18 protein-coding genes are annotated in these 17,344 nt (G+C 70.7%); 8 read left to right on the top strand and 10 right to left on the bottom strand.

Annotation, left to right across the window (positions count from 1 at the left end; translation table 11 throughout):
• Positions 1-19: 19 nt before the first annotated feature.
• The 9 genes from CIB93_RS06970 to CIB93_RS07010 all read right to left on the bottom strand — a co-directional run bounded on the left by CIB93_RS06970 (position 20) and on the right by CIB93_RS07010 (position 7,418).
• Positions 20-1,537: an AMP-binding protein gene (locus CIB93_RS06970; RefSeq protein WP_096625137.1), complete on the bottom strand. Its 1,518-nt coding sequence runs from the start codon at positions 1,535-1,537 to the stop codon at positions 20-22.
• Positions 1,534-1,959 (bottom strand): thioesterase family protein, encoded by a 426-nt coding sequence (locus CIB93_RS06975; protein ID WP_096625139.1) that lies wholly within the window; start codon positions 1,957-1,959, stop codon positions 1,534-1,536. Before CIB93_RS06975 ends, CIB93_RS06970 begins: the two co-directional genes overlap by 4 nt.
• Complete coding sequence (locus CIB93_RS06980; RefSeq protein WP_179500008.1) at positions 1,956-2,294, bottom strand: holo-ACP synthase; 339 nt, start codon at positions 2,292-2,294, stop codon at positions 1,956-1,958. The genes CIB93_RS06975 and CIB93_RS06980 overlap by 4 nt, the downstream gene beginning before the upstream one ends.
• Positions 2,284-3,249 (bottom strand): hypothetical protein, encoded by a 966-nt coding sequence (locus CIB93_RS06985; RefSeq protein WP_143660003.1) that lies wholly within the window; start codon positions 3,247-3,249, stop codon positions 2,284-2,286. The genes CIB93_RS06980 and CIB93_RS06985 overlap by 11 nt, the downstream gene beginning before the upstream one ends.
• Positions 3,250-3,274: 25 nt before the next feature.
• Positions 3,275-3,535: a hypothetical protein gene (locus CIB93_RS06990; protein WP_096625145.1), complete on the bottom strand. Its 261-nt coding sequence runs from the start codon at positions 3,533-3,535 to the stop codon at positions 3,275-3,277.
• A gap of 55 nt (positions 3,536-3,590) precedes the next feature.
• Positions 3,591-4,217: a TIGR03086 family metal-binding protein gene (locus tag CIB93_RS06995; protein ID WP_096625147.1), complete on the bottom strand. Its 627-nt coding sequence runs from the start codon at positions 4,215-4,217 to the stop codon at positions 3,591-3,593.
• A 167-nt stretch (positions 4,218-4,384) separates the two neighbouring features.
• Positions 4,385-5,725: a PLP-dependent aminotransferase family protein gene (locus CIB93_RS07000; protein ID WP_096625149.1), complete on the bottom strand. Its 1,341-nt coding sequence runs from the start codon at positions 5,723-5,725 to the stop codon at positions 4,385-4,387.
• A 4-nt stretch (positions 5,726-5,729) separates the two neighbouring features.
• Positions 5,730-6,680, bottom strand: coding sequence for an alpha/beta hydrolase (locus CIB93_RS07005; protein WP_096625151.1), 951 nt, complete (start codon positions 6,678-6,680; stop codon positions 5,730-5,732).
• Between the two features lie 24 nt (positions 6,681-6,704).
• Complete coding sequence (locus CIB93_RS07010; protein WP_107470946.1) at positions 6,705-7,418, bottom strand: TetR/AcrR family transcriptional regulator; 714 nt, start codon at positions 7,416-7,418, stop codon at positions 6,705-6,707.
• A 152-nt stretch (positions 7,419-7,570) separates the two neighbouring features.
• Here CIB93_RS07010 and CIB93_RS07015 point away from each other — a divergent pair, with 152 nt between their 5' ends.
• Positions 7,571-8,650: an alpha-hydroxy acid oxidase gene (locus CIB93_RS07015; protein ID WP_096625153.1), complete on the top strand. Its 1,080-nt coding sequence runs from the start codon at positions 7,571-7,573 to the stop codon at positions 8,648-8,650.
• Positions 8,651-9,038: 388 nt separating this feature from the next.
• Positions 9,039-10,379, top strand: coding sequence for a class I adenylate-forming enzyme family protein (locus tag CIB93_RS07020; RefSeq protein WP_257002068.1), 1,341 nt, complete (start codon positions 9,039-9,041; stop codon positions 10,377-10,379).
• Here CIB93_RS07020 and CIB93_RS07025 read toward each other — a convergent pair.
• A complete protein-coding gene (locus CIB93_RS07025; protein WP_143660004.1) occupies positions 10,349-11,017 on the bottom strand; it encodes a 4'-phosphopantetheinyl transferase superfamily protein in 669 nt (222 codons plus the stop codon). The genes CIB93_RS07020 and CIB93_RS07025 overlap by 31 nt on opposite strands.
• Positions 11,018-11,035: 18 nt before the next feature.
• Here CIB93_RS07025 and CIB93_RS07030 point away from each other — a divergent pair, with 18 nt between their 5' ends.
• The 6 genes from CIB93_RS07030 to CIB93_RS07055 all read left to right on the top strand — a co-directional run bounded on the left by CIB93_RS07030 (position 11,036) and on the right by CIB93_RS07055 (position 17,331).
• Complete coding sequence (locus CIB93_RS07030) at positions 11,036-11,299, top strand: phosphopantetheine-binding-protein (RefSeq protein WP_096625159.1); 264 nt, start codon at positions 11,036-11,038, stop codon at positions 11,297-11,299.
• A 172-nt stretch (positions 11,300-11,471) separates the two neighbouring features.
• Positions 11,472-13,121: a class I adenylate-forming enzyme family protein gene (locus CIB93_RS07035; protein WP_096625161.1), complete on the top strand. Its 1,650-nt coding sequence runs from the start codon at positions 11,472-11,474 to the stop codon at positions 13,119-13,121.
• Positions 13,118-14,383: a beta-ketoacyl synthase gene (locus tag CIB93_RS07040; protein WP_096625163.1), complete on the top strand. Its 1,266-nt coding sequence runs from the start codon at positions 13,118-13,120 to the stop codon at positions 14,381-14,383. Before CIB93_RS07035 ends, CIB93_RS07040 begins: the two co-directional genes overlap by 4 nt.
• Positions 14,384-14,399: 16 nt before the next feature.
• Complete coding sequence (gene hppD / locus CIB93_RS07045; protein ID WP_096625165.1) at positions 14,400-15,467, top strand: 4-hydroxyphenylpyruvate dioxygenase; 1,068 nt, start codon at positions 14,400-14,402, stop codon at positions 15,465-15,467.
• Between the two features lie 50 nt (positions 15,468-15,517).
• Positions 15,518-16,435 carry a phytanoyl-CoA dioxygenase family protein gene (locus CIB93_RS07050; RefSeq protein ID WP_096625167.1) on the top strand — a complete coding sequence of 306 codons (918 nt, stop codon included), beginning with the start codon at positions 15,518-15,520 and terminating at the stop codon, positions 16,433-16,435.
• On the top strand, positions 16,435-17,331 hold the full coding sequence (locus tag CIB93_RS07055; protein WP_096625289.1) for a prephenate dehydrogenase: 897 nt from the start codon (positions 16,435-16,437) through the stop codon (positions 17,329-17,331). Before CIB93_RS07050 ends, CIB93_RS07055 begins: the two co-directional genes overlap by 1 nt.
• Positions 17,332-17,344: the final 13 nt, after the last annotated feature.

Genomic DNA, 17,344 nt, shown 5'->3' on the forward strand with positions numbered 1-17,344 from the left:
GTTCGAGCAGACGTGCCGATCAGCCGAGCGTTCCTTGTTCGAGCTGCGCGACCATATGGGTACGGGCCGGCTTCCCGCTCGCCGTGCGGGCGACGGCGCTGTGCGTCACCTGCACAACCCGCTCCGGAGCCGCACCGAATTCGGTGGCGACGAGGGCGGCCAGCTGGTCCGTGTCGACCTCCCGCGCCCGCTCCGGCACGATGACGACGGCGTACGATCCGGCGTACGGCAGGACCACGCACTCGGCGACGCCCGGAACCGTCGCCGCTACTTGTTCGACGTCCGTGGCGAAGACATTGGCGCCGTTGACGGAGATGCGGTCGCCCCTGCGGCCGCTCAGATGGAGATGTCCCGAGCGCAGGCACCCCAGGTCGCCGGTGTCGAACCAGGTGGCGCGATGGTCGGTGGCCCCGTCGTAGCCGTCGAACAGCGTCGCCCCGCGCAGCTGTACGGCGCCGACCTCCCCGTCCGCGCAGTCGCGGCCCGATTCGTCCACGATGCGCAGGTCCAGGCCGGGCATGGTGCTGCCGAGACACGCGGTGGTGGTGGGCCCGTCCGTACGGAAGCCGGTGGCGGCGTCCACATAGCGGTGAGAGGTGGCCATCAGCGCCGCCTCGGCGAGCCCGTAGCAGAACACCAGGGCCGTCGGGTCGAAGCCCCAGGGCTCGACGGCGTCGAGGAAGGTGCGCACCGACTGCGGGCGGATGGGTTCGGCCCCGCAGAACACGGTGCTCCAGGTGCTGAGCAACCGGGTATCGGGCGCCTCCTGGCCCGCGGCCGCCTCCGTCATCCGGGCCGCGAGGTAGCGCAGCATGAAGTCGGGGAAGGCGCTGTGCACGCTCTCCGCGTCACGCAGCAGCCGCAGGGCGGCCATGGGCCTGCGCAGAAAGGTGCCCGGCTCCTCGACGACCAGGTCGATCCCCTGGACGAGCGATGTCAGGACCCCGATGAGCCCCATGTCGTGATGGAGCGGCAGGGCGATCAGCCCGGCATGGCCGGGCTTCATGCCCGCGATGACGCTGATCGCGTCGATGTTTCCGAGCACGGCCCGGTGGCTGAGCGGAATGGGGCGGGGCATCCCGGTGGAGCCGCTCGTGTACTGGACGAACGCGAGGCCGTCACGGTCGCCCGGCGCCGGCTCCGGGGAGGAGCGCGGACGGAGTACCAGCCGGAGCTCGTTCAGCCCGTGCCCGGAGATGCGGAAGGCATGGCGGACGCTCTGCTGCCGCATCACCCGGGCGAAGTACTGGCCGAGGATCGCCCCCGGGACGCGCGGCTTCACGGAGACCGGGACCGCGCCGAGGTGCATCAGGCCCAGCAGGGCCAGCACCCCTTCACGGGAGCTGCTGATGCGCAGCATCACCCGGTCCCCGGGACGTACCCCCTGCTGGGCGAAGCCACCGGCGGCGGCCGCGATCTGCTCGGCGAAGGCGGGGTAGGACAGGCTCTCCCGCTTGGCGGAGGTGCCGAAGGTGACCGTCGCGCCGTGCCGGTGGGCCTGCCCGGCGACCGCTTCCTGGAGCGTGTTCACGATCATGCCGCTCTCCCCGGGATGTCCAGCAGCGCCTGGAGATCGGCCCGGTGGATCCGTTTGGTGTCACGGTCGACGAGCCCCAGCCGGACCCGGCCCCGGGCGACCACGGTGCCGTCCGGCTGCTCGATGTCCTGGGTGAGCGTGAAGCTGTACGTGGACTGCTCCGCGAACGCCGTGCGGACGACGACACGCCCCACCGGGTCCCAGTCGACGGCCTTGAGGTAGTCCAGCTGGAGCTGGAGAACCACCGCGACCAGGGTGCTGTCCCGCAGGTCGACCCCCTGGGCGAGCCCCCACTGCCAGCGGCCCGCCTCAAGGATCTGGACGTGGACACTGTTGTTCAGATGCCCGGCCCAGTCGAAGTCGTTGGGCCGCAGGGCGACTTCGCAGGCGTGCGCGAAGTCCAGCGGTGTGCGGACGCTCATGGCGCCTGCCCTCCTCTCCTCGTCGGCTCGGCCAGGAGGACGACCACCGCACCGGCCATGTCACCGGTGTGGCTGATCGACACCTCCATCGCGAGGCACTGCTGCCGCTGCCACCGGGCGATGGCCCCGTGCAGCCGTATCCGTGGCTGCCCGGCGGGGCCGTGCACCACCTCGACCTCGGGAAAGGTGTGGTCCGGTGCACCGATCAGGGAGCTGAGCGCCTTGACGAAGGCCTCCTTGGCCGAGAACAGCCCGGCCAGCGACGCCCAGGGGTCGGGCCGGGAGCGGCAGTGCGCCCGCTCCCCGGCGGTGAACAGGGCGCCGCTATCGAGCAAGTGCGGCTTCGCGCGAAGCTCCGCCACGGACTGCAGATCGAATCCGGTCGACATCGTTCGTACGGAGGCTGGCGAAGTAGGCACGCTTGAGGTCCTCATACGATGTGATCTGGATGCCGGTCACCTCGCGGACCAGGGCGAACACGCTGGTCAGCTTTTTCGCGTGGACCGATCCCTCGTGCAGGGCGTCGTCGGCGAGAGCGAACTCCTCGTCGCCGCTACGGGTCCGCTCCCACCAGTTGACGTGCCCATCGCGCTCGGTCTGGGCCTCCCGGGCGGCGCCGAAGGTCTCGCCGCCGTCGGGCCGGACCCAGGTGTACGCCATCGACAGGACGTCCTTGAGGGGATAGACGCCGGAGTCCACCAGGGCCTTGGCGAACGAGGCGAAGTACTGGCGGTGCTGCACCTCGTCCTTCATGACGGTGTGGAAGACGTCCCGCACCAGAGGGTCCTCGGTGGTCCGCGACTGCCAGCCGTAGGAGACGCACGCCTCGATCTCCACGCACGCCTGGAGCATGCAGACCCGCGCGTAGTTGTCCATCGGGAGCGGGCCCCGGCACTCGATGACCTCCTCCTCGTCGATCGGATCGATGCCCGCCATCTCCATGAGGCGGCCGAAGGCGATCTCGTGGTGCGCCTCCTCCTCCAGCCAGTAGCGGGCCGACCAGGCGGCGGCGATGTGCAGGATGTCGGAGCCCAGCGGGTTCGACTCGCGGATCTCGTTGGCGAGCTTGACGCCGTCGACGGCCAGCCGGATACCGGCCGGCTGGGTGGTCAGTTCGGCACGGGAGGCGTGCCACAGGGCGGCCCGGTCACCGTCCTTGGGGCGCTCCAGACGGCGGCCCTCGAAGAGGCTGTCCGTCCCCCAGCGCCGCTGCTCGTGATAGCTCTGCTGGACGCGCAGGACGTCGGTGACGGTGGCTCCGGTGCGGAGCTCCTTGACGATGTCGGTCATGATCAGCACGGTTCGCGCCTTCCGGTCAGGAGGAGGTGGTGGCGAGCTGCTTGCCGAGAGCCGAGACGACGTCCTCGGCGGTGTGGTCGAGGGTCATCGTCGGCAGTTCGACGTCGTCGTCGAGGCCCGCGTCGGCGAGCGCTCCGGCGAACGCGTCGAGCAGGTCGATGGAGTTGATCGCGCTCGGCGAGGCGACCAGCACGGCCGACAGCGGCTGGCCGGCGAACACCTCTTCCTGGGTCAGGCCCAGACGGCGTGCGACATTGACTCGGATGTCGGCGAGCATGCGTGTCTCCCTGTTGAGGTCGGTACGTACGGGCGAGGGCCGGGGTTGTGTGTGCTCAGCCCCGCGGAGCGGTGAACGGTCGGCGGGCCGCTTCGGCGGTCCAGTCGGGGGACCTGCCAAGGGCGGTCAGTACCAGGTCGAGCACATCCGCGCCGGGCGTCGCGCGCAGGGCCGGGCGGAACAGCGCCGCCGGGCCGACCCTGCGTTCGTCGTCCGGGACGCGCAGGGCGAACACCAGGGCGGCCTCCGCGGTCGCGTCGTCCAGGTCGAGGCTCACCCCGAGGGCGCGGGCCAGGTCCCAGCCGTGGACCACGTAGTCCAGGAAGTGGAACCCGATCGCGACCGAGGCGGGGAAGCCGAGGGTGTCGCTGATCTCCGGGAGGACGAACTCCCGGGTGAGCACGCCGGGCGGGGCGAAGGCGTCGAGGACCGTGTCGGCCGCCGTGCGATAGGCCGTCAGCGGATCGTCACCGAGTGCGGCGGGCCGCCATACGGAGAGGTCGGCCCCGTTTCCCGCGGCGGCTGCCGCGAAGCCGTGGTGCTGGCCCGCCATATGGGCCACCAGCTGACGCAGCGTCCAGTCGGCGCACGGGGTGGGCAGGTCCCAGTCCTGAGGATCCGCCTGCTCCAGGATGCGTACGGTCTCCAGCACGGCGGCTCGGTCCAGCTTCCGGATGTCCATGCGGAACCTTTCGGCGAGTGCGGGCCCACGCAGGCGTCTCCTGACGGAGTGCGCGAGCAGGAAAACAATAGCACGACCGTACGTTTAGTTAGTGTGGGATGGCGTGAAAGAGAGGTGCCCCGGCCCGATCGGGCCGGGGCACCTTCGCCGTCCGTGCCGACCGGTCGCTACCGGCCCGCCTCCGCGGCCTGTGCGGTGATGAAGGCGGCGAGTCTGCTCACGCCCTCGATGATCTGGTCGGGAGTCAATGAGCTGCAGGAGAGGCGGAGTCGGCTCTCGCCGCCGCCCCCCAGGTAGAAGTCGCTCATCGGCGTCCAGAGCACGCCGAAGTTCCGTGCGGAATGTTCCAGGGCCTTGGCGTCGGCGAGGAAGGGGACATCCACCACGAGGAAGAAGCCGCCGTCCGGCCGGTTCCAGTCGACACCGAGCGCGCCCCGCCGCTCGGCGGGAAAGTGCCGGTCCAGCTCGGCCAGGAGGGTGTTGAGATTGGCGCGGTAGAAGGCGATGGCCGCGGCGTTCGCCTCGCGCAGCCGGCAGCCGGAATCGATGAGCAGTCCGCCGACGACGGCCTGGCTGACGGCCGAGGTGTTGACCGTGGTCATGCTCTTGATCTTGGAGAGCTGGTCGGCCAGCAGGGACCGCTCGCCCGCCGGTCCGATGACTTCCTGATCGGCCACCACATAGCCGACGCGGGCCCCCGGCAGCGCGGTCTTCGCGAACGATCCGAGGTGCAGCACCCGCCGCTCCCGGTCCAGGGCCTTGAGCGTGGGCCGGGGAGTTCCCACCCGTACGAAGAAGCCGTACGGGTTGTCCTCCAGGATCAGCAGGTCCTCCTGGGAGGCGATCTCCAGGAGCCGTTCACGGGCGGCGAGGGTCATGCTCGCGCCCGAGGGATTGGCGAAGTCCGGCACGATGTACAGCGCACGAGGCCTTCCCCCGGCCGCGCGGGTCCGCCGGACACCCTCCAGAACCGCCTCCGGGTCCGGTCCGTCGGGGCCCTCCGGGACCGGGCGCATCGCGATGTCGAGCAACCGGGCCGCGCCTGTGGCCCCGATGTAGCAGGGCGAGCTGACGAGCAGCGTGTCCTCGGGCCGCGCGAAGAGCGCCCGCAGCACCAGCAGCATCGCCTCCTGGCAGCCGGTCGTCACCACGACCGACTCCGGGGCGACGTGGATGCCCTCGTCGTTGGCGAGGGTCCGGGCGATGAGGTCGTGGATGATGCCGTTCGTGCGCCCGTACTGGAAGAGCTGGGTGCGCACCCGGTCCGCGGACCAGCCGAGTTCCCGCTCCAGGTGTTCGGTGTAGATCCGCAGATAGCGCGCCAGGTCCTCCGTGGTGAAGGAGCCCTCGGACGGCCTGCCCGGAGCGAAGGAGAGCGCGTCGGGGAAGCGCGCGACGACCTCGTTGAGGAAGTTCATCGCGTCGAGCACCGGATCGGTGAGGGACGGGTGCAGACCGCTCAGGTCGAGCGCCCGGGGCCGCCCCGCCGCAGGGGTGGTCTCGCTCATCGGATCAGCCTCCCGTCGCGGCGAGGGCGAAGGTCTTCCGCAGATACTCCGCGGCCTGTCCGACGGCGCTGCGGCCCGCGTCCAGGGTGCCCGCCATGGCGAAGAAGCCGTGGGCCACGCCCGGGTAGCGGGTCGACTCGACCGGTACGCCGCTCTCGCGCAGCCGGTCGGCGTACAACTCCCCCTCGTCGCGCAGCGGGTCGTACTCGGCGGTGATCACCAGCGCGGGTGGCAGCCCGGAGTGATCAGGCGCCCGCAGGGGCGATGCCAGGGGGTGGCCGCCGTCCTCGGGCGATGCCAGGTAGTTCTCCCAGTACCACTGCACGGACTTGCGGTTGAAGAGCAGCCGATCGCTGTTCTCGCGGAGGGAGGGCGTGTCCGCGAACTGGTCCGTGTTCGGATAGACCAGCAGCTGGGCCAGCAGCTCCGGGCCGCCCGCCTCCTTGGCCATGAGGGTGACGGCGGCGGCGAGATTGCCCCCGGCGCTGTCGCCGCCGACGGCCACTCGGGTGCTGTCGCCGCCGAACCGCTCGGCGTGCTCGACGGCCCACCGCACGCCCGCGAAGCAGTCATCGGGGGCCGCCGGGAACTTGTTCTCCGGCGCGAGCCGGTAGCCCACCGCGACGGTGAGGCAGCCGACGGCATTGGCCAGACTCCGGCAGATCGCGTCGCCGGTCTCGATGGAACCCAGTGTCCAGCCGCCGCCGAAGAAGTAGACGAGGACCGGCAAGGGGCCCTCGCCGGACGGCCGGTAGATCCGGACGGGGAGCGGCCCGCCGGGGCCGGCGATCGTCTCGTCGGTCACCTGGTGCACCGGCTCGGGGGTCCCCGCGCCGGCCTGGATGGCGGCGAGGTCGGCGGCCCGGGCCTCGTCGAGCGTCATCGTGTAGAGCGGCCGGACGTCCTCGGCTGCGAGCCGGTCGTACAGCTCCTGGAATTGCGGATCAAAGGGCATGGTGCCTCCGGGCGTGGTGCGCGGTCAGCGGGACCGCGAAGGGGCGGTGTCGGAAGGGACGGTGCTGGAGGGGACGGTGTCGGAAGGGACGGCGTCCGGGGTGTCGGGCAGCAGCGAGGGGTCGGTCGCGACGCCTCGGAGGCGGTTGAGGATTCCGCCCGCCGCCTTGCTGTAGCAGGTGAAGTTGGAGTGCAGGACGGACTCGGCGTTGGCCATCTCCAGGAGGGCGACGATCTCGAAGGCGAGCTGGGGGATGTCGGTGTCGTCCCGGACCTCACCCGCGCGCCTGGCGTCGTCGATCGTGTGCTCCAGGAGGGAGAACCAGCTGCCGTGCGCCCCGGCGACCGTATCGTGCACTTTGCCCTCGCGGGCGTCGTACTCGGCGGAGACCGAGTAGAAGAAGCAGCCGCCGGGAAAGACGCGCTGCTCGGAGTAGGTGAGCCAGTTGCGGCAGAGCAGCCAGACCCGGCCGAGGCCCGGGGGCAGTTCGCGGGTGGGCTGCACCACATGCTCGATGTAGACCTTGATGGCGGCGCGCACGGTGGCCAGCTGTAGCTCCACCTTGGAGCCGAACAGGGCGAACACCCCGCTCTTGCTGAGCCCCAGTTCATTCGCCAGTCGCCCTAAGGACAGGCCTTCGAGGCCTTCGACCGATGCAATGCCGACAGCGTGGCGCAGGATCAACCGCCTTGTCTGGTTGCCCCGTTCGACCCGTCCGTCGGCGTGTGTCGCAGTCACGCGACCTCCTCAATCTTCCCATCCGGGCCCGTGACAGGGCCCGGTCACTGTACAAAGTGGACGACCGTGCTGTCATTGTGCGAGAGTACGGTAAGCGTACGGTCGTGCGGTTAACTGGGGCACGCGGATTCAACCATCGGCGGGGGAGCAGGATGGCGGCGTTGGCGCTTGACGAGTACGAGGCTGTGGCGAGGGAGCGGTTGTCCCGCCCGGTGTGGGACTTCATCGAGGGCGGGAGCGGCGCCGAGTCGATGCTGTCGGCGGGCCGCGAGGCGCTCGACAGGATCAGGCTGCGGCCTCGCTGTCTCGTCGATGTCTCGGTGTGTGATCCCGGTACGTCGCTTCTCGGGGCGGGACTGGCGGCCCCGTTGGGCATCGCGCCCATGGCCTATCACCGGCTCGCGCACCCCGAGGGCGAGGTGGCGACCGCACGTGCGGCGGGCGCCGCGGGCGCCCTTGTGGTCGTGAGCATGTTCGCCAGCCGGAGTCTGGAGGACATCGCCGCCGAGGCGACCGGTCCGCTCTGGCTGCAGCTCTACTGGCTCAGGCGGCGGGAGCCGATGCTGGAGCTGATCCGACGAGCGGAGGAGGCCGGCTACCGGGCGCTGGTCCTGACGGTCGACGCTCCGCGCGTGGCGTACCGGCCGAGAGACGTCCGTAACGGCTTCTCCCTGCCCGAGGGAATCCGTGCGGTCAACGTCGATCCCTCCGTCATGTCCGCCTCTCACAGCGGGCAGGCGGGACAGTCCGCTATCGCCCGGCATTCGGCGGAGCAGTTCGACCCTTCCATTACCTGGGCTGATCTTGAGTGGCTGCGGGAGCGTACGTCACTGCCGCTCGTATTGAAGGGCGTGCTCACCGGAGAAGATGCCGAGCTGGCAGTGAAACACGGGGTCGAGGCGCTGGTCGTCTCGAATCATGGCGGGCGGCAGCTGGACTTCGCGAGACCTGCGGCCGAGGCCCTTCCGGAGATCGCGGAAGCGGTGGACGGGCGATGTCGGCTGATTCTCGACGGCTCGATCCGGCATGGCGCCGATGTCGCGAAGGCGCTGTGCCTGGGCGCGGACGCGGTGTTCGTCGGCCGCCCTGCCCTGTGGGGTCTGGCGCACTCCGGGGCTGAGGGCGTCGAGGCCGTCCTGCGGCTGCTTTCGGACGAGTTCGCCGAGGTGATGGCCCTCATGGGCGCGCCGCGTGTCGAGGATTTCATAAGTTCAAGAATTGTTCATTTCTGAACTGAATTTCGCTTGGGCGCGACTGGACGCCCTTCGTTGCTTTCTCGGTGCCGAAGGGCGATTCGACGTGTCAAAAATCGGCACTCCGTGCGGCCGGGCGATTTTCTACTCGCAAGTATGAATCCGTAGAAGGTTTCGCTTGATTACTGAGAGGTAATGCGTGACGATGGATCTGCCGACGAGGAAATGAGCGCGGCGATGAATGGCCGATACGTCCAGGACGTAGTTGTCCGACGGCTCATCGGCTCTTTCCGAGAACTCTGGATGGGTGGGGATTCCTGTGGGGGGAACGGCGCCTATAAGGCCCGTTTGCGCCGAGGGCGACTGGGTCGACGATGTATTACTCAAGGGGGACGGGCGGGAAATCGCCCTGTATCTGAGCGGACCGGTGACCCGAGCCGAGCTCAGGAGGCTCGTCGGGGAACAGCAGCAGCGCTTGGCGGTGGCCGGCCTGGTCGCCGGAGGCACCGTTGCCGTACGGCTGCCGCCCTCTCTGAGCTGTATCGTCGCGATGCTCGCCGGATGGCGCAGCGGAGCCCAGGTCGCCCTGCTCGACTACCGCTTGACGACGCATGAGGTCGGCAAGGCGGTCGCGCGGCTGGCGCCGCAACTGGTCATCGAACCGGCGGTCGACGTCACCGGCACCCTGCGCGGGTTCTTCGACGTCGACGCCCGGATCACCCCACTGCGCGGCGGCCGACCGGCCGCTTCGGAACACGCTCTGCTGCAACTGAGCTCCGGCTCCACGGGCCCTTCCAAGGTCATCGGCCGCACGGCCGGCAGCCTCCTCGCGGAGCTCGACCGGTACGCCCGGCTGGACGGGTTCCCGCGCCAGGGCGAACGTACCGTGGTGCTCGCCTCGATCGTCCATGTGCTCGGCCTGGTCGGGGGACTGCTTCACGGACTCGCCGCCGGGGCGCAGGTGGTCCTGCCCGCCTGGCAGTCCGTCGACGGCATCCTCAAGGCCGTCGCGGCGGGGGACCGGCCCACGACCGTCCTCGGGGTCCCCTCCCAGACAGCGGTGCTCGCCGCGGCCCGGACGCCGCCCCGGCTGCCCCAGCTACGACGGATGATCACCGGCGGCGAACTGGTCAAGGAGAGCGTCCGGGAACGGTTCACCACCGGCTACGGCGCCGAACTGGGCGTCATGTACGGGATGACCGAGGCCGGTGTCATCGCCACCGACCTCACCGGGGCCGACCGCCCCGCCCTGACCCCGGCCCCCGGCATGCGGGTGCGGGTCGACGACGGAGAGATCCTCCTCGGCCTGCCGGAGAGCCCCTATGTGGGTCTGACCGACCCCGCACGCTACGTGGACGGCTGGCTGCGCACGAAGGACGCGGGCAGCGTCGACGAAGTGACCGGACTGCTCACCGTCCATGGCCGGCTCGACTCGCAAGTGTCCATCGGCGGACTCAAGGTGGACCTCTCCGAGGTCGAGGCCTCCATCTCGGCCCTGCCGGGCGTCTCCGAGGCCGTCGTGGTGCACGGCACCGGAATCGAGGCCTTCGTGATGGTCGACGAGCAGGCCGTGTTCGACGGCCTCGCCGACAGCCTCGCGGCCCGCCTGGCACCGTACAAGCGGCCACGCTCGCTGAACCTGCTGACGGAACTCCCGCGCACCGCGACCGGCAAGCCGGTCCGCAACGCGGAGATCCTCCGCGCCGCGGTGAGATCCGCGGCCGCCGAGCCACCGGCTCAGCTGCACACGGCGGGAGAGACCCGTTGAACCCTGACGCGTGTCGCGGCGGAGCGCCCCTCGCTCCCTGTCCCGACGCACTGGGCGACGCCGATGACACGGCGCCCGCCGTCGACGAGGACGGCGGCGGAGGCCACCTCCCGATCGGCCGGGAGCGGGCGTAGCACCGGCGGCAGGCCCCCGCCGGGGGGCCAGGCCTCCGGAAGCGGCACCCGGCGGCTCATCCCGCCCCGGCGCAGGCCCCGGCCGAGCGCCTTGCCCACCGACTCCTTCTGCGTCCACAACCACAGGAACGCGGTCGACCGTTCCTCCTCGGCGAGCCCTGTCACCCAGGCCGTCTCGACCGGGTCGAGCCACGCCCGGGCCATCGCCTCGGCACGCAGTGGGCGTACGACCTCCACATCCACCCCGACAGACGGCCCGCCAGTCAGCGCGACAGCAAGTGACCCGCGTCCGTGCGTGACGCTGACCTGCACCGGCTTCCCGGCCCCGCAGAGCAGCGGGCGGCCGCCTTCCTCATGCTCCAACCAGATTTCGGATAGCGGGACATCGAGCATTCCGGCCGCGGCCCGCACCAGCAAGGTGTGCGCCTTCCGACGCTCGTCGCCATCCGTGGTGCACCACAGCACCGTCACCGTGTCCGGGGCCAGTCCCGGGTGCCTGTCCATGAAAGAGGAGTCAACCAAATGTCCACCGAAGTTGAGAAGTTCATCATCGAGGCGCTGAAGAACATGAACTACGACGTCACGGATGTCACCGGCGAGACCCCGCTCGGCCCGGCCGGACTCGACCTCGAATCGCTCTCCGTCGCCGAGGTCGCCATCCAGGTGGAGGACACCTACGGCGTGAAGTTCGAGGAGGACGAGATGGAGACCGTCGCGCTGTTCACCGTCGCGGGCCTCGTCAAGGAGATCGTCGAGCGGGCGTCCGTCGCTGCCGCGGCCAAGTGAGTCCAGGGCCGGTTCCGGCCCACGGGGCGCGCCCTTCCTGCCCGCGTGCCTCCGGGCACGGGCGGGAGAGGGCGGCCCGGAACCGCTGAGGCGGGTGGACCGGGCGCGCCCGTACCGCCCCAGGGCCCGTCGTACGCAACGAGTCTGATCCAGGAAGTAAGGACACCGGGGAATGAATCCGAAGAACGAGCGCGCCGAACTCGCGGCCGACCAAAGACTGGGCGTCGGCAACGTGCTGACGGAGCTCCTCGCCCGCGGCACCGGTCTGGACACACCGACCCTCACCTTCGACACCGAGGTGGACGGGCACCCGGCCTGGCAGGCCCTGACACTGGCCGAACTGGGCGAGCGGGTGGCAGCCCGGGCGGCCGCCCTGCACGACCTCGGAGTCAAGCCGAGAGACCCGGTCGCCGTCTTCGTGACGGCCGGCGCGGACCAGGTGCTCAGCTATCTGGCCCTGGTCCGGCTCGGCGCGATACCGGCGCTCATCAACGGCAAGGTCCCCGTCGACCAGGTCGGCGAATACATCAGGCGCCTCGGTGCGGTCGGCGTCATAGCCGACGTCCCGCACTGGGACGCCCTGACCTCCGTCGGCAGCGCCACCCCGCTGCTCGCGGACCCCGCCGACCTCGGCAAGGGCGACCCCGCAGCCGCCCCGAAGCCCTACCGGCACCACGGCAACGAGCCCGTGGTCATCACCCACTCCTCCGGAACGACCGGCCTGCCCAAGGCCGTCATCCACTCGCACCACAGCCTCTTCGCGGCCATCCGGCACCGGCTGACACTGCCCAAGGGCCAGGGCATCGACCGGATGCTCGGCGCCCTGCCGTCCGCCCACGCGGCCACCGTCATCGCCGTCAACCTCGCCCTCACCAACCGCGCCCAGCTGGCCGTTCTCTCCCAGCAGGCCGGCGGCCCGGTGCTCGACGCCATCGAGTCCTGGCAGCCGCACAGCGTCCTCGGCTTCGCCACCACCTGGTCCGAACTGGCCGGTGAGGACCTCTCGCAGCGCGACCTCGCCTCCGTGAGCACCTGGTGGAACACCGGCGACTGCGCGCACGAGGCCCACATCCGCAAGCTCATCGCCGTCGGCTCACGGCAGACCATCACCGCCAAGGGCCGCGAGCGGCGCACCGGCTCGTTCTTCGTGGACGGCCTCGGCTCCTCGGAGATGGGCCACTCCCAGTTCTTCATCACGCACACCCCCGAGACCACCCGCTACGGCCGGTGCATCGGAAAGCCGCACGCCTTCTCGGACGTCGCCGTCGTCGACGACGACGGCGAGAAGCTCGGAACCGGCGAGGTGGGCCAGCTCGCCATCAACGCCCCCACCCTGTCGCTCGGTTACTGGAACGACTCGGTGACCACCTACCGCACCCGCCGCGACGGCTACTTCCTCACCGGCGACCTCGTCTACCGCGACGAGGAGGGCTACTACTACCACGTCGACCGGCTGGTGGACGCCGTGGACATCGGCGAGGGCCACAAGCTCTACACCATGCTCTGTGAGGAGCAGGTCCTCGCCCAGTGCGCCGACGTCCTGGAATGCACCGTCGTCGCCGTACGGACCGATGACGGGGTCGCAACCTCCGTCCTGCTCTTCCTCGACCCGGGGGCCGACCAGGAGGCCGACCGGACCGACGAGATCCTCGCCGCCCTCGACCCCCGGGTGGCCCGCACCGTCGAGCGCGTCGTCGCCGTGAGCCCGGACCGCATCCCGCTCGGCGCGACCGGCAAGGTCCGCAAGATCCTGCTGCGCCGCCGGTTCCTCGACGGCGAGCTGTTCGGCACCGCGACGACCGCCGGGGAGGTGGCGGCATGAGCGGCCCCACCGCGGACGGGAAAGCCGTCATCACCGGACTCGGCACCTTCACCCCGCTCGGCCGTGGCGCGGCGGCCACCTTCGACGCGCTTCTCCACGGCAAGTCCGGGCTGCGCAGGCCTCCGGAGGGCCACCTGCTCGACGGCAGCGTCGACGTGGCGGGCATCGCACCGGACATCGAGGCACGCGAGGTACTGCCGCCGAGCGAGGGCCGCCTCGTCGACCGCTACGCCCTGATGGCCCTGGCCGCGGCGGACGACGCGCTGCTCGACGCGGGCCTCGTCGTCGGACAGGACGTGGACCCGCACCGGGTCGCCGTCGTCATCTCCAGCGGAGCGGGCGGCCTGACGACGTACGAGGCACAGACCCAGGCCCGCGCCGAGCGCGGCCCCACAGCCGTCAGCCCCTACCTGCTCCCGGGCATGCTGCCGAACATGGCGGCCGCCCGTATCGCTATCAAGTACGGTATCCGGGGCTGGAGTTCGGCGATCGCCACCGCCTGTGCGGCCGGCGCCCACGCGGTGGCCGAGGCCGCCCGGCTCATCCGGTACGGCGAGGCCGACGTGGTGGTCTGCGGCGGGGCCGAGGCCCCGCTCAACCCCACCTCCGCACTGGCCTTCGCCCACGCCAGGGCGCTCGCCCACAGCTGGGACGACCCCGAGGCGGCCAGCCGCCCCTTCGACCGCCGCCGCAACGGCTTCGTCCTGGCCGAGGGCTCGGGCGTGCTCGTCGTCGAGCGCGCCGCACACGCCGACGCGCGCGGCGCGGCGGGCTACGCCGACCTCCTCGGCTGGGGCGCCACCACCGACGCGTACCGGCCCACGGCGCCGCGGCCCGACGGCGAGGGCGCCGCCATGAGCATGCGCGGGGCGCTCGCCACCGGCGGGCTCGTCCCCGACGACATCGGCTACGTCAACGCCCACGGCACCGCGACCAAACTGGGCGACATCGCCGAGACGAAGGCGGTCCGCGCCGTCTTCGGCGACCGCTCCCCGGCCGTCAGCAGCACGAAGTCGATGACCGGTCACCTCCTGGGCGGATCCGGCGCGGTCGAGGCGGCCTTCACCGCCCTCGCCATCTCGCGCGGCCAGCTGCCGCCCACCCACAACCTCGACGAGATCGACCCGGCCTGCGATGTGGACCACGTGCGCGGCGAGGCCAGAGCGCAGCCGATCGAGGCCGCGATCTCCAACTCGTTCGCCTTCGGCGGCCACAACGTCAGCCTGCTGCTCGGTACGGCCAGCACCCGCAAGAAGCGCTAGAGAAAGGGAAACAGACGTGCAAATCGGAGCCGTCGACCATGTCGAGTTCTACGTCGGGGACGCACAGCAGTCGGCGTTCTTCCTCTGCACCGCGTTCGGATTCCGGGTCTGCGGCCAGGCCGGCCCCGAGACGGGCCAGGCCGACCGGCGCTCCCTGCTGCTGCGCCAGGGCGGCATCGATGTCGTCCTGACCTCGGCACTGAGCGAGAAGCACCCGGCGGCCGCCTACGTGGCCCAGCACGGCGACGGGGTGGCCAACATCGCCTTCGAGGTCACCGACGCCGCCAAGGCGTTCGCCCTGGCGATCGAGCGCGGCGCCACCGCCGTCGAGGAGCCCGAGACGCACAGCAAGGACGGCACCGAGGTCGTCACCGCCTCAGTGCTCGGCTTCGGGGACGTCGCCCACCGCTTCGTCCAGCGCTCCGGGGACCGGGAGCAGTTCCTGCCCGGCGTGATGGACATCTTCGCCGAGGACCCGGACCGGAGCGAAGAGCTGCTGAGCACCGTGGACCACGCGGCGATCTGCCTGCCCGCCGGCCTGCTGCGGCCCACCGTCGCCTTCTACGAGAAGGTCTTCGGCTTCAACCAGATCTTCGAGGAGTTCATCGAGGTCGGTGAGCAGGCCATGGACTCCAAGGTGGTGCAGAGCCCCTCGGGGAAGGTCACCTTCACCCTCATCGAGCCGGTCACCGACCGCAAGCCCGGCCAGATCGACGGCTTCCTGGCCCGCCACAACGGCGCCGGCGTCCAGCATCTCGCCCTGCTCGCCGACGACATCGTCAAGGCGGTGCCCGCGCTGGAGGCCCGCGGGGTGAAGTTCCTGGAGACCCCGGACACCTACTACGACGAGCTGGAGGCGCGCCTCGGGCGTCCCGAACTGAAGATCGAGGACCTCAGGCGCACCAACGTCCTGGTCGACCAGGACCACTGGGGCCAGGTCTTCCAGATCTTCACCCAGTCGCTGCACGTGCGGAAGACCTTCTTCTGGGAGGTCATCGACCGGCACGGGGCCCGCACCTTCGGCAGCGGCAACATCAAGGCCCTCTACGAGGCGGTGGCACGCGAGAAGGCGACGACCGCCTGATCCGCCGCCCCGCCCGTACGCACCGTGTCACTCGCACCGAAGGAAGATCCGTGACTGTTCAGGAATCCGCAGCCTTCACCCTGACCGACGAGGAGCGGGAGCTGCTCCCCTCCGACGAGGACGTCCTCTTCTACGCCGAGCACGGCTGGTTCCTCTCGAAGAAGCTGTTCACCGACGAGGAGGTGGACCTCCTGGAGTCGGCCAGCGAGCGCTTCTACGCCGGCCACCGCGACCGCACGCTGCCCGTGCGCCCGCCCAAGCTCGCCTACTGGGAGCCGGAGCACGGCGATGTGCAGCGGCACAACGACTACATCCACTACGAGGACGACACGATCGGCCGCATCCTGCGCAAGCCGCTGCTCGGCGCGGTGGCCGCCCGGCTCGCCGAGGCCGAGGAGATCCGGGTCTTCCAGTCGACGCTGATCTTCAAGCCGCCGGTCGCGGAGGAGGCGTCGAACATCGTGCCCTGGCACTTCGACCGCCACTACTGGTCCACGTCCACCTCCGAGCGGATGCTGACCGCGTTCATCCCCTTCCACGACTGCGACGAGGAGATGGGCACCATCACCATGGTGGACGGCAGCCACAACTGGAAGGAGACCGCGGACAACGACGCCACCTCCCTGCACTTCGCCGAGCGCGACCGCAGCGAGCTGGAGGTCATGCTGGAGGAGAACGCCCGTTACAACGGCGTCGAGGTCCGCAAGATCCCCGTCCGCATCCCCAAGGGCCACGTCAACTTCCACCACTGCCGCACTTACCACGGCAGCGGGCCGAACGTCAGCGACCGGCCGCGCCGGGCCATCTCCTTCCACCTCCAGGACGGCGGGAACCGCTACCGCGACTTCCGCCGCTCGGACGGTACGCAGGTCGCGTACAACCACGACGTGCTGGTGCGCAGGACCGCCGAGGGCACCCCGGACTACAGCGACCCCGAGTACCTGCCGCTGTTGTGGAGCAGCCGCTGATGCGCAGTGCCGCAGTGGTCGGTACCGGCCTGATCGGTACGTCGATCGCCCTGGCCCTGCGGGGCCGGGGCGTGACCACCTATCTGCTGGACCGGGACCCGGAGGCGGCCCGCACCGCGGCCGACCTCGGCGCCGGTCTGGTGGGCGCCCCGCGTACGCCCGTGGACCTGGCGGTCCTCGCGGTTCCTCCGCAGCACGTGGCATCGGCTCTGCACGAGCACCAGCAGTTGCGTCTGGCCGAGGACTACACCGATGCGGCGAGCGTCAAGGCCAAGCCGCAGGCGGAGGCGGCCGCCCTGGGCTGCGACCTCAGCCGCTACGTGGGCGGACACCCCATGGCGGGCCGGGAGCAGTCCGGCCCGCTCGCGGCCCAGGGTGACCTCTTCCAGGGCCGCCCCTGGGTGCTCACCCCGGCGGCGGGCGTCGGCCGCCGGGCCGTCGGCCGGGCGACGGAACTCGCCGAGCTGTGCGGCGCCCGCCCGGTCGTGATGGGCCACGAGGAGCACGACCGGGCGGTGGCCCTGATCTCGCACGCCCCGCACATGGTGGCGAGCCTGCTGGCCGCCCGGCTGCTGGACGGTGACGAGAGCGAACTCCAGCTCGCCGGGCAGGGGCTGCGCGACGCGACCCGCATCGCGGCGGGAGACGCCGAGCTGTGGACCGACATCGTCGGCTCCAACGCGAGCGCCGTCGCCGAGGTGCTCGGCGAGGTCGCCCTCGAACTGCGCACGGTCGTGGACGCCCTGCGCGACCTCGGCTCGGACGCGCCGGAGCGCCACCTCACCAGCCGGGCGCACCTCACCACGGCCCTGGTCCGCGGCGTACAGGGCCGGGGCCGGATTCCGGCGAAGGCCCCGGGCGGGCTGCGGCTGAGCGGTGTGGCCGCCGCCAACTGACCCACGGCCACCC

Source organism: Streptomyces sp. WZ.A104, from assembly GCF_002382885.1.
GTDB lineage: Bacteria > Actinomycetota > Actinomycetes > Streptomycetales > Streptomycetaceae > Streptomyces.

Bases quoted from the DNA above. Each gene is read 5' to 3' on its own strand.
- CIB93_RS06970 (WP_096625137.1), bottom strand. From the start codon at position 1,537: ATGATCGTGAACACGCTCCAGGAAGCGGTCGCCGGGCAGGCCCACCGG.
- CIB93_RS07030 (WP_096625159.1), top strand. From the start codon at position 11,036: ATGTCCACCGAAGTTGAGAAGTTCATCATCGAGGCGCTGAAGAACATG.
- CIB93_RS06985 (WP_143660003.1), bottom strand. From the start codon at position 3,249: ATGACCGACATCGTCAAGGAGCTCCGCACCGGAGCCACCGTCACCGAC.
- CIB93_RS07055 (WP_096625289.1), top strand. From the start codon at position 16,435: ATGCGCAGTGCCGCAGTGGTCGGTACCGGCCTGATCGGTACGTCGATC.
- CIB93_RS07040 (WP_096625163.1), top strand. From the start codon at position 13,118: ATGAGCGGCCCCACCGCGGACGGGAAAGCCGTCATCACCGGACTCGGC.
- CIB93_RS07000 (WP_096625149.1), bottom strand. From the start codon at position 5,725: ATGAGCGAGACCACCCCTGCGGCGGGGCGGCCCCGGGCGCTCGACCTG.
- CIB93_RS06995 (WP_096625147.1), bottom strand. From the start codon at position 4,217: ATGGACATCCGGAAGCTGGACCGAGCCGCCGTGCTGGAGACCGTACGC.
- CIB93_RS06975 (WP_096625139.1), bottom strand. From the start codon at position 1,959: ATGAGCGTCCGCACACCGCTGGACTTCGCGCACGCCTGCGAAGTCGCC.
- CIB93_RS07005 (WP_096625151.1), bottom strand. From the start codon at position 6,680: ATGCCCTTTGATCCGCAATTCCAGGAGCTGTACGACCGGCTCGCAGCC.
- CIB93_RS07035 (WP_096625161.1), top strand. From the start codon at position 11,472: ATGAATCCGAAGAACGAGCGCGCCGAACTCGCGGCCGACCAAAGACTG.
- CIB93_RS06990 (WP_096625145.1), bottom strand. From the start codon at position 3,535: ATGCTCGCCGACATCCGAGTCAATGTCGCACGCCGTCTGGGCCTGACC.
- CIB93_RS07015 (WP_096625153.1), top strand. From the start codon at position 7,571: ATGGCGGCGTTGGCGCTTGACGAGTACGAGGCTGTGGCGAGGGAGCGG.
- CIB93_RS07025 (WP_143660004.1), bottom strand. From the start codon at position 11,017: ATGGACAGGCACCCGGGACTGGCCCCGGACACGGTGACGGTGCTGTGG.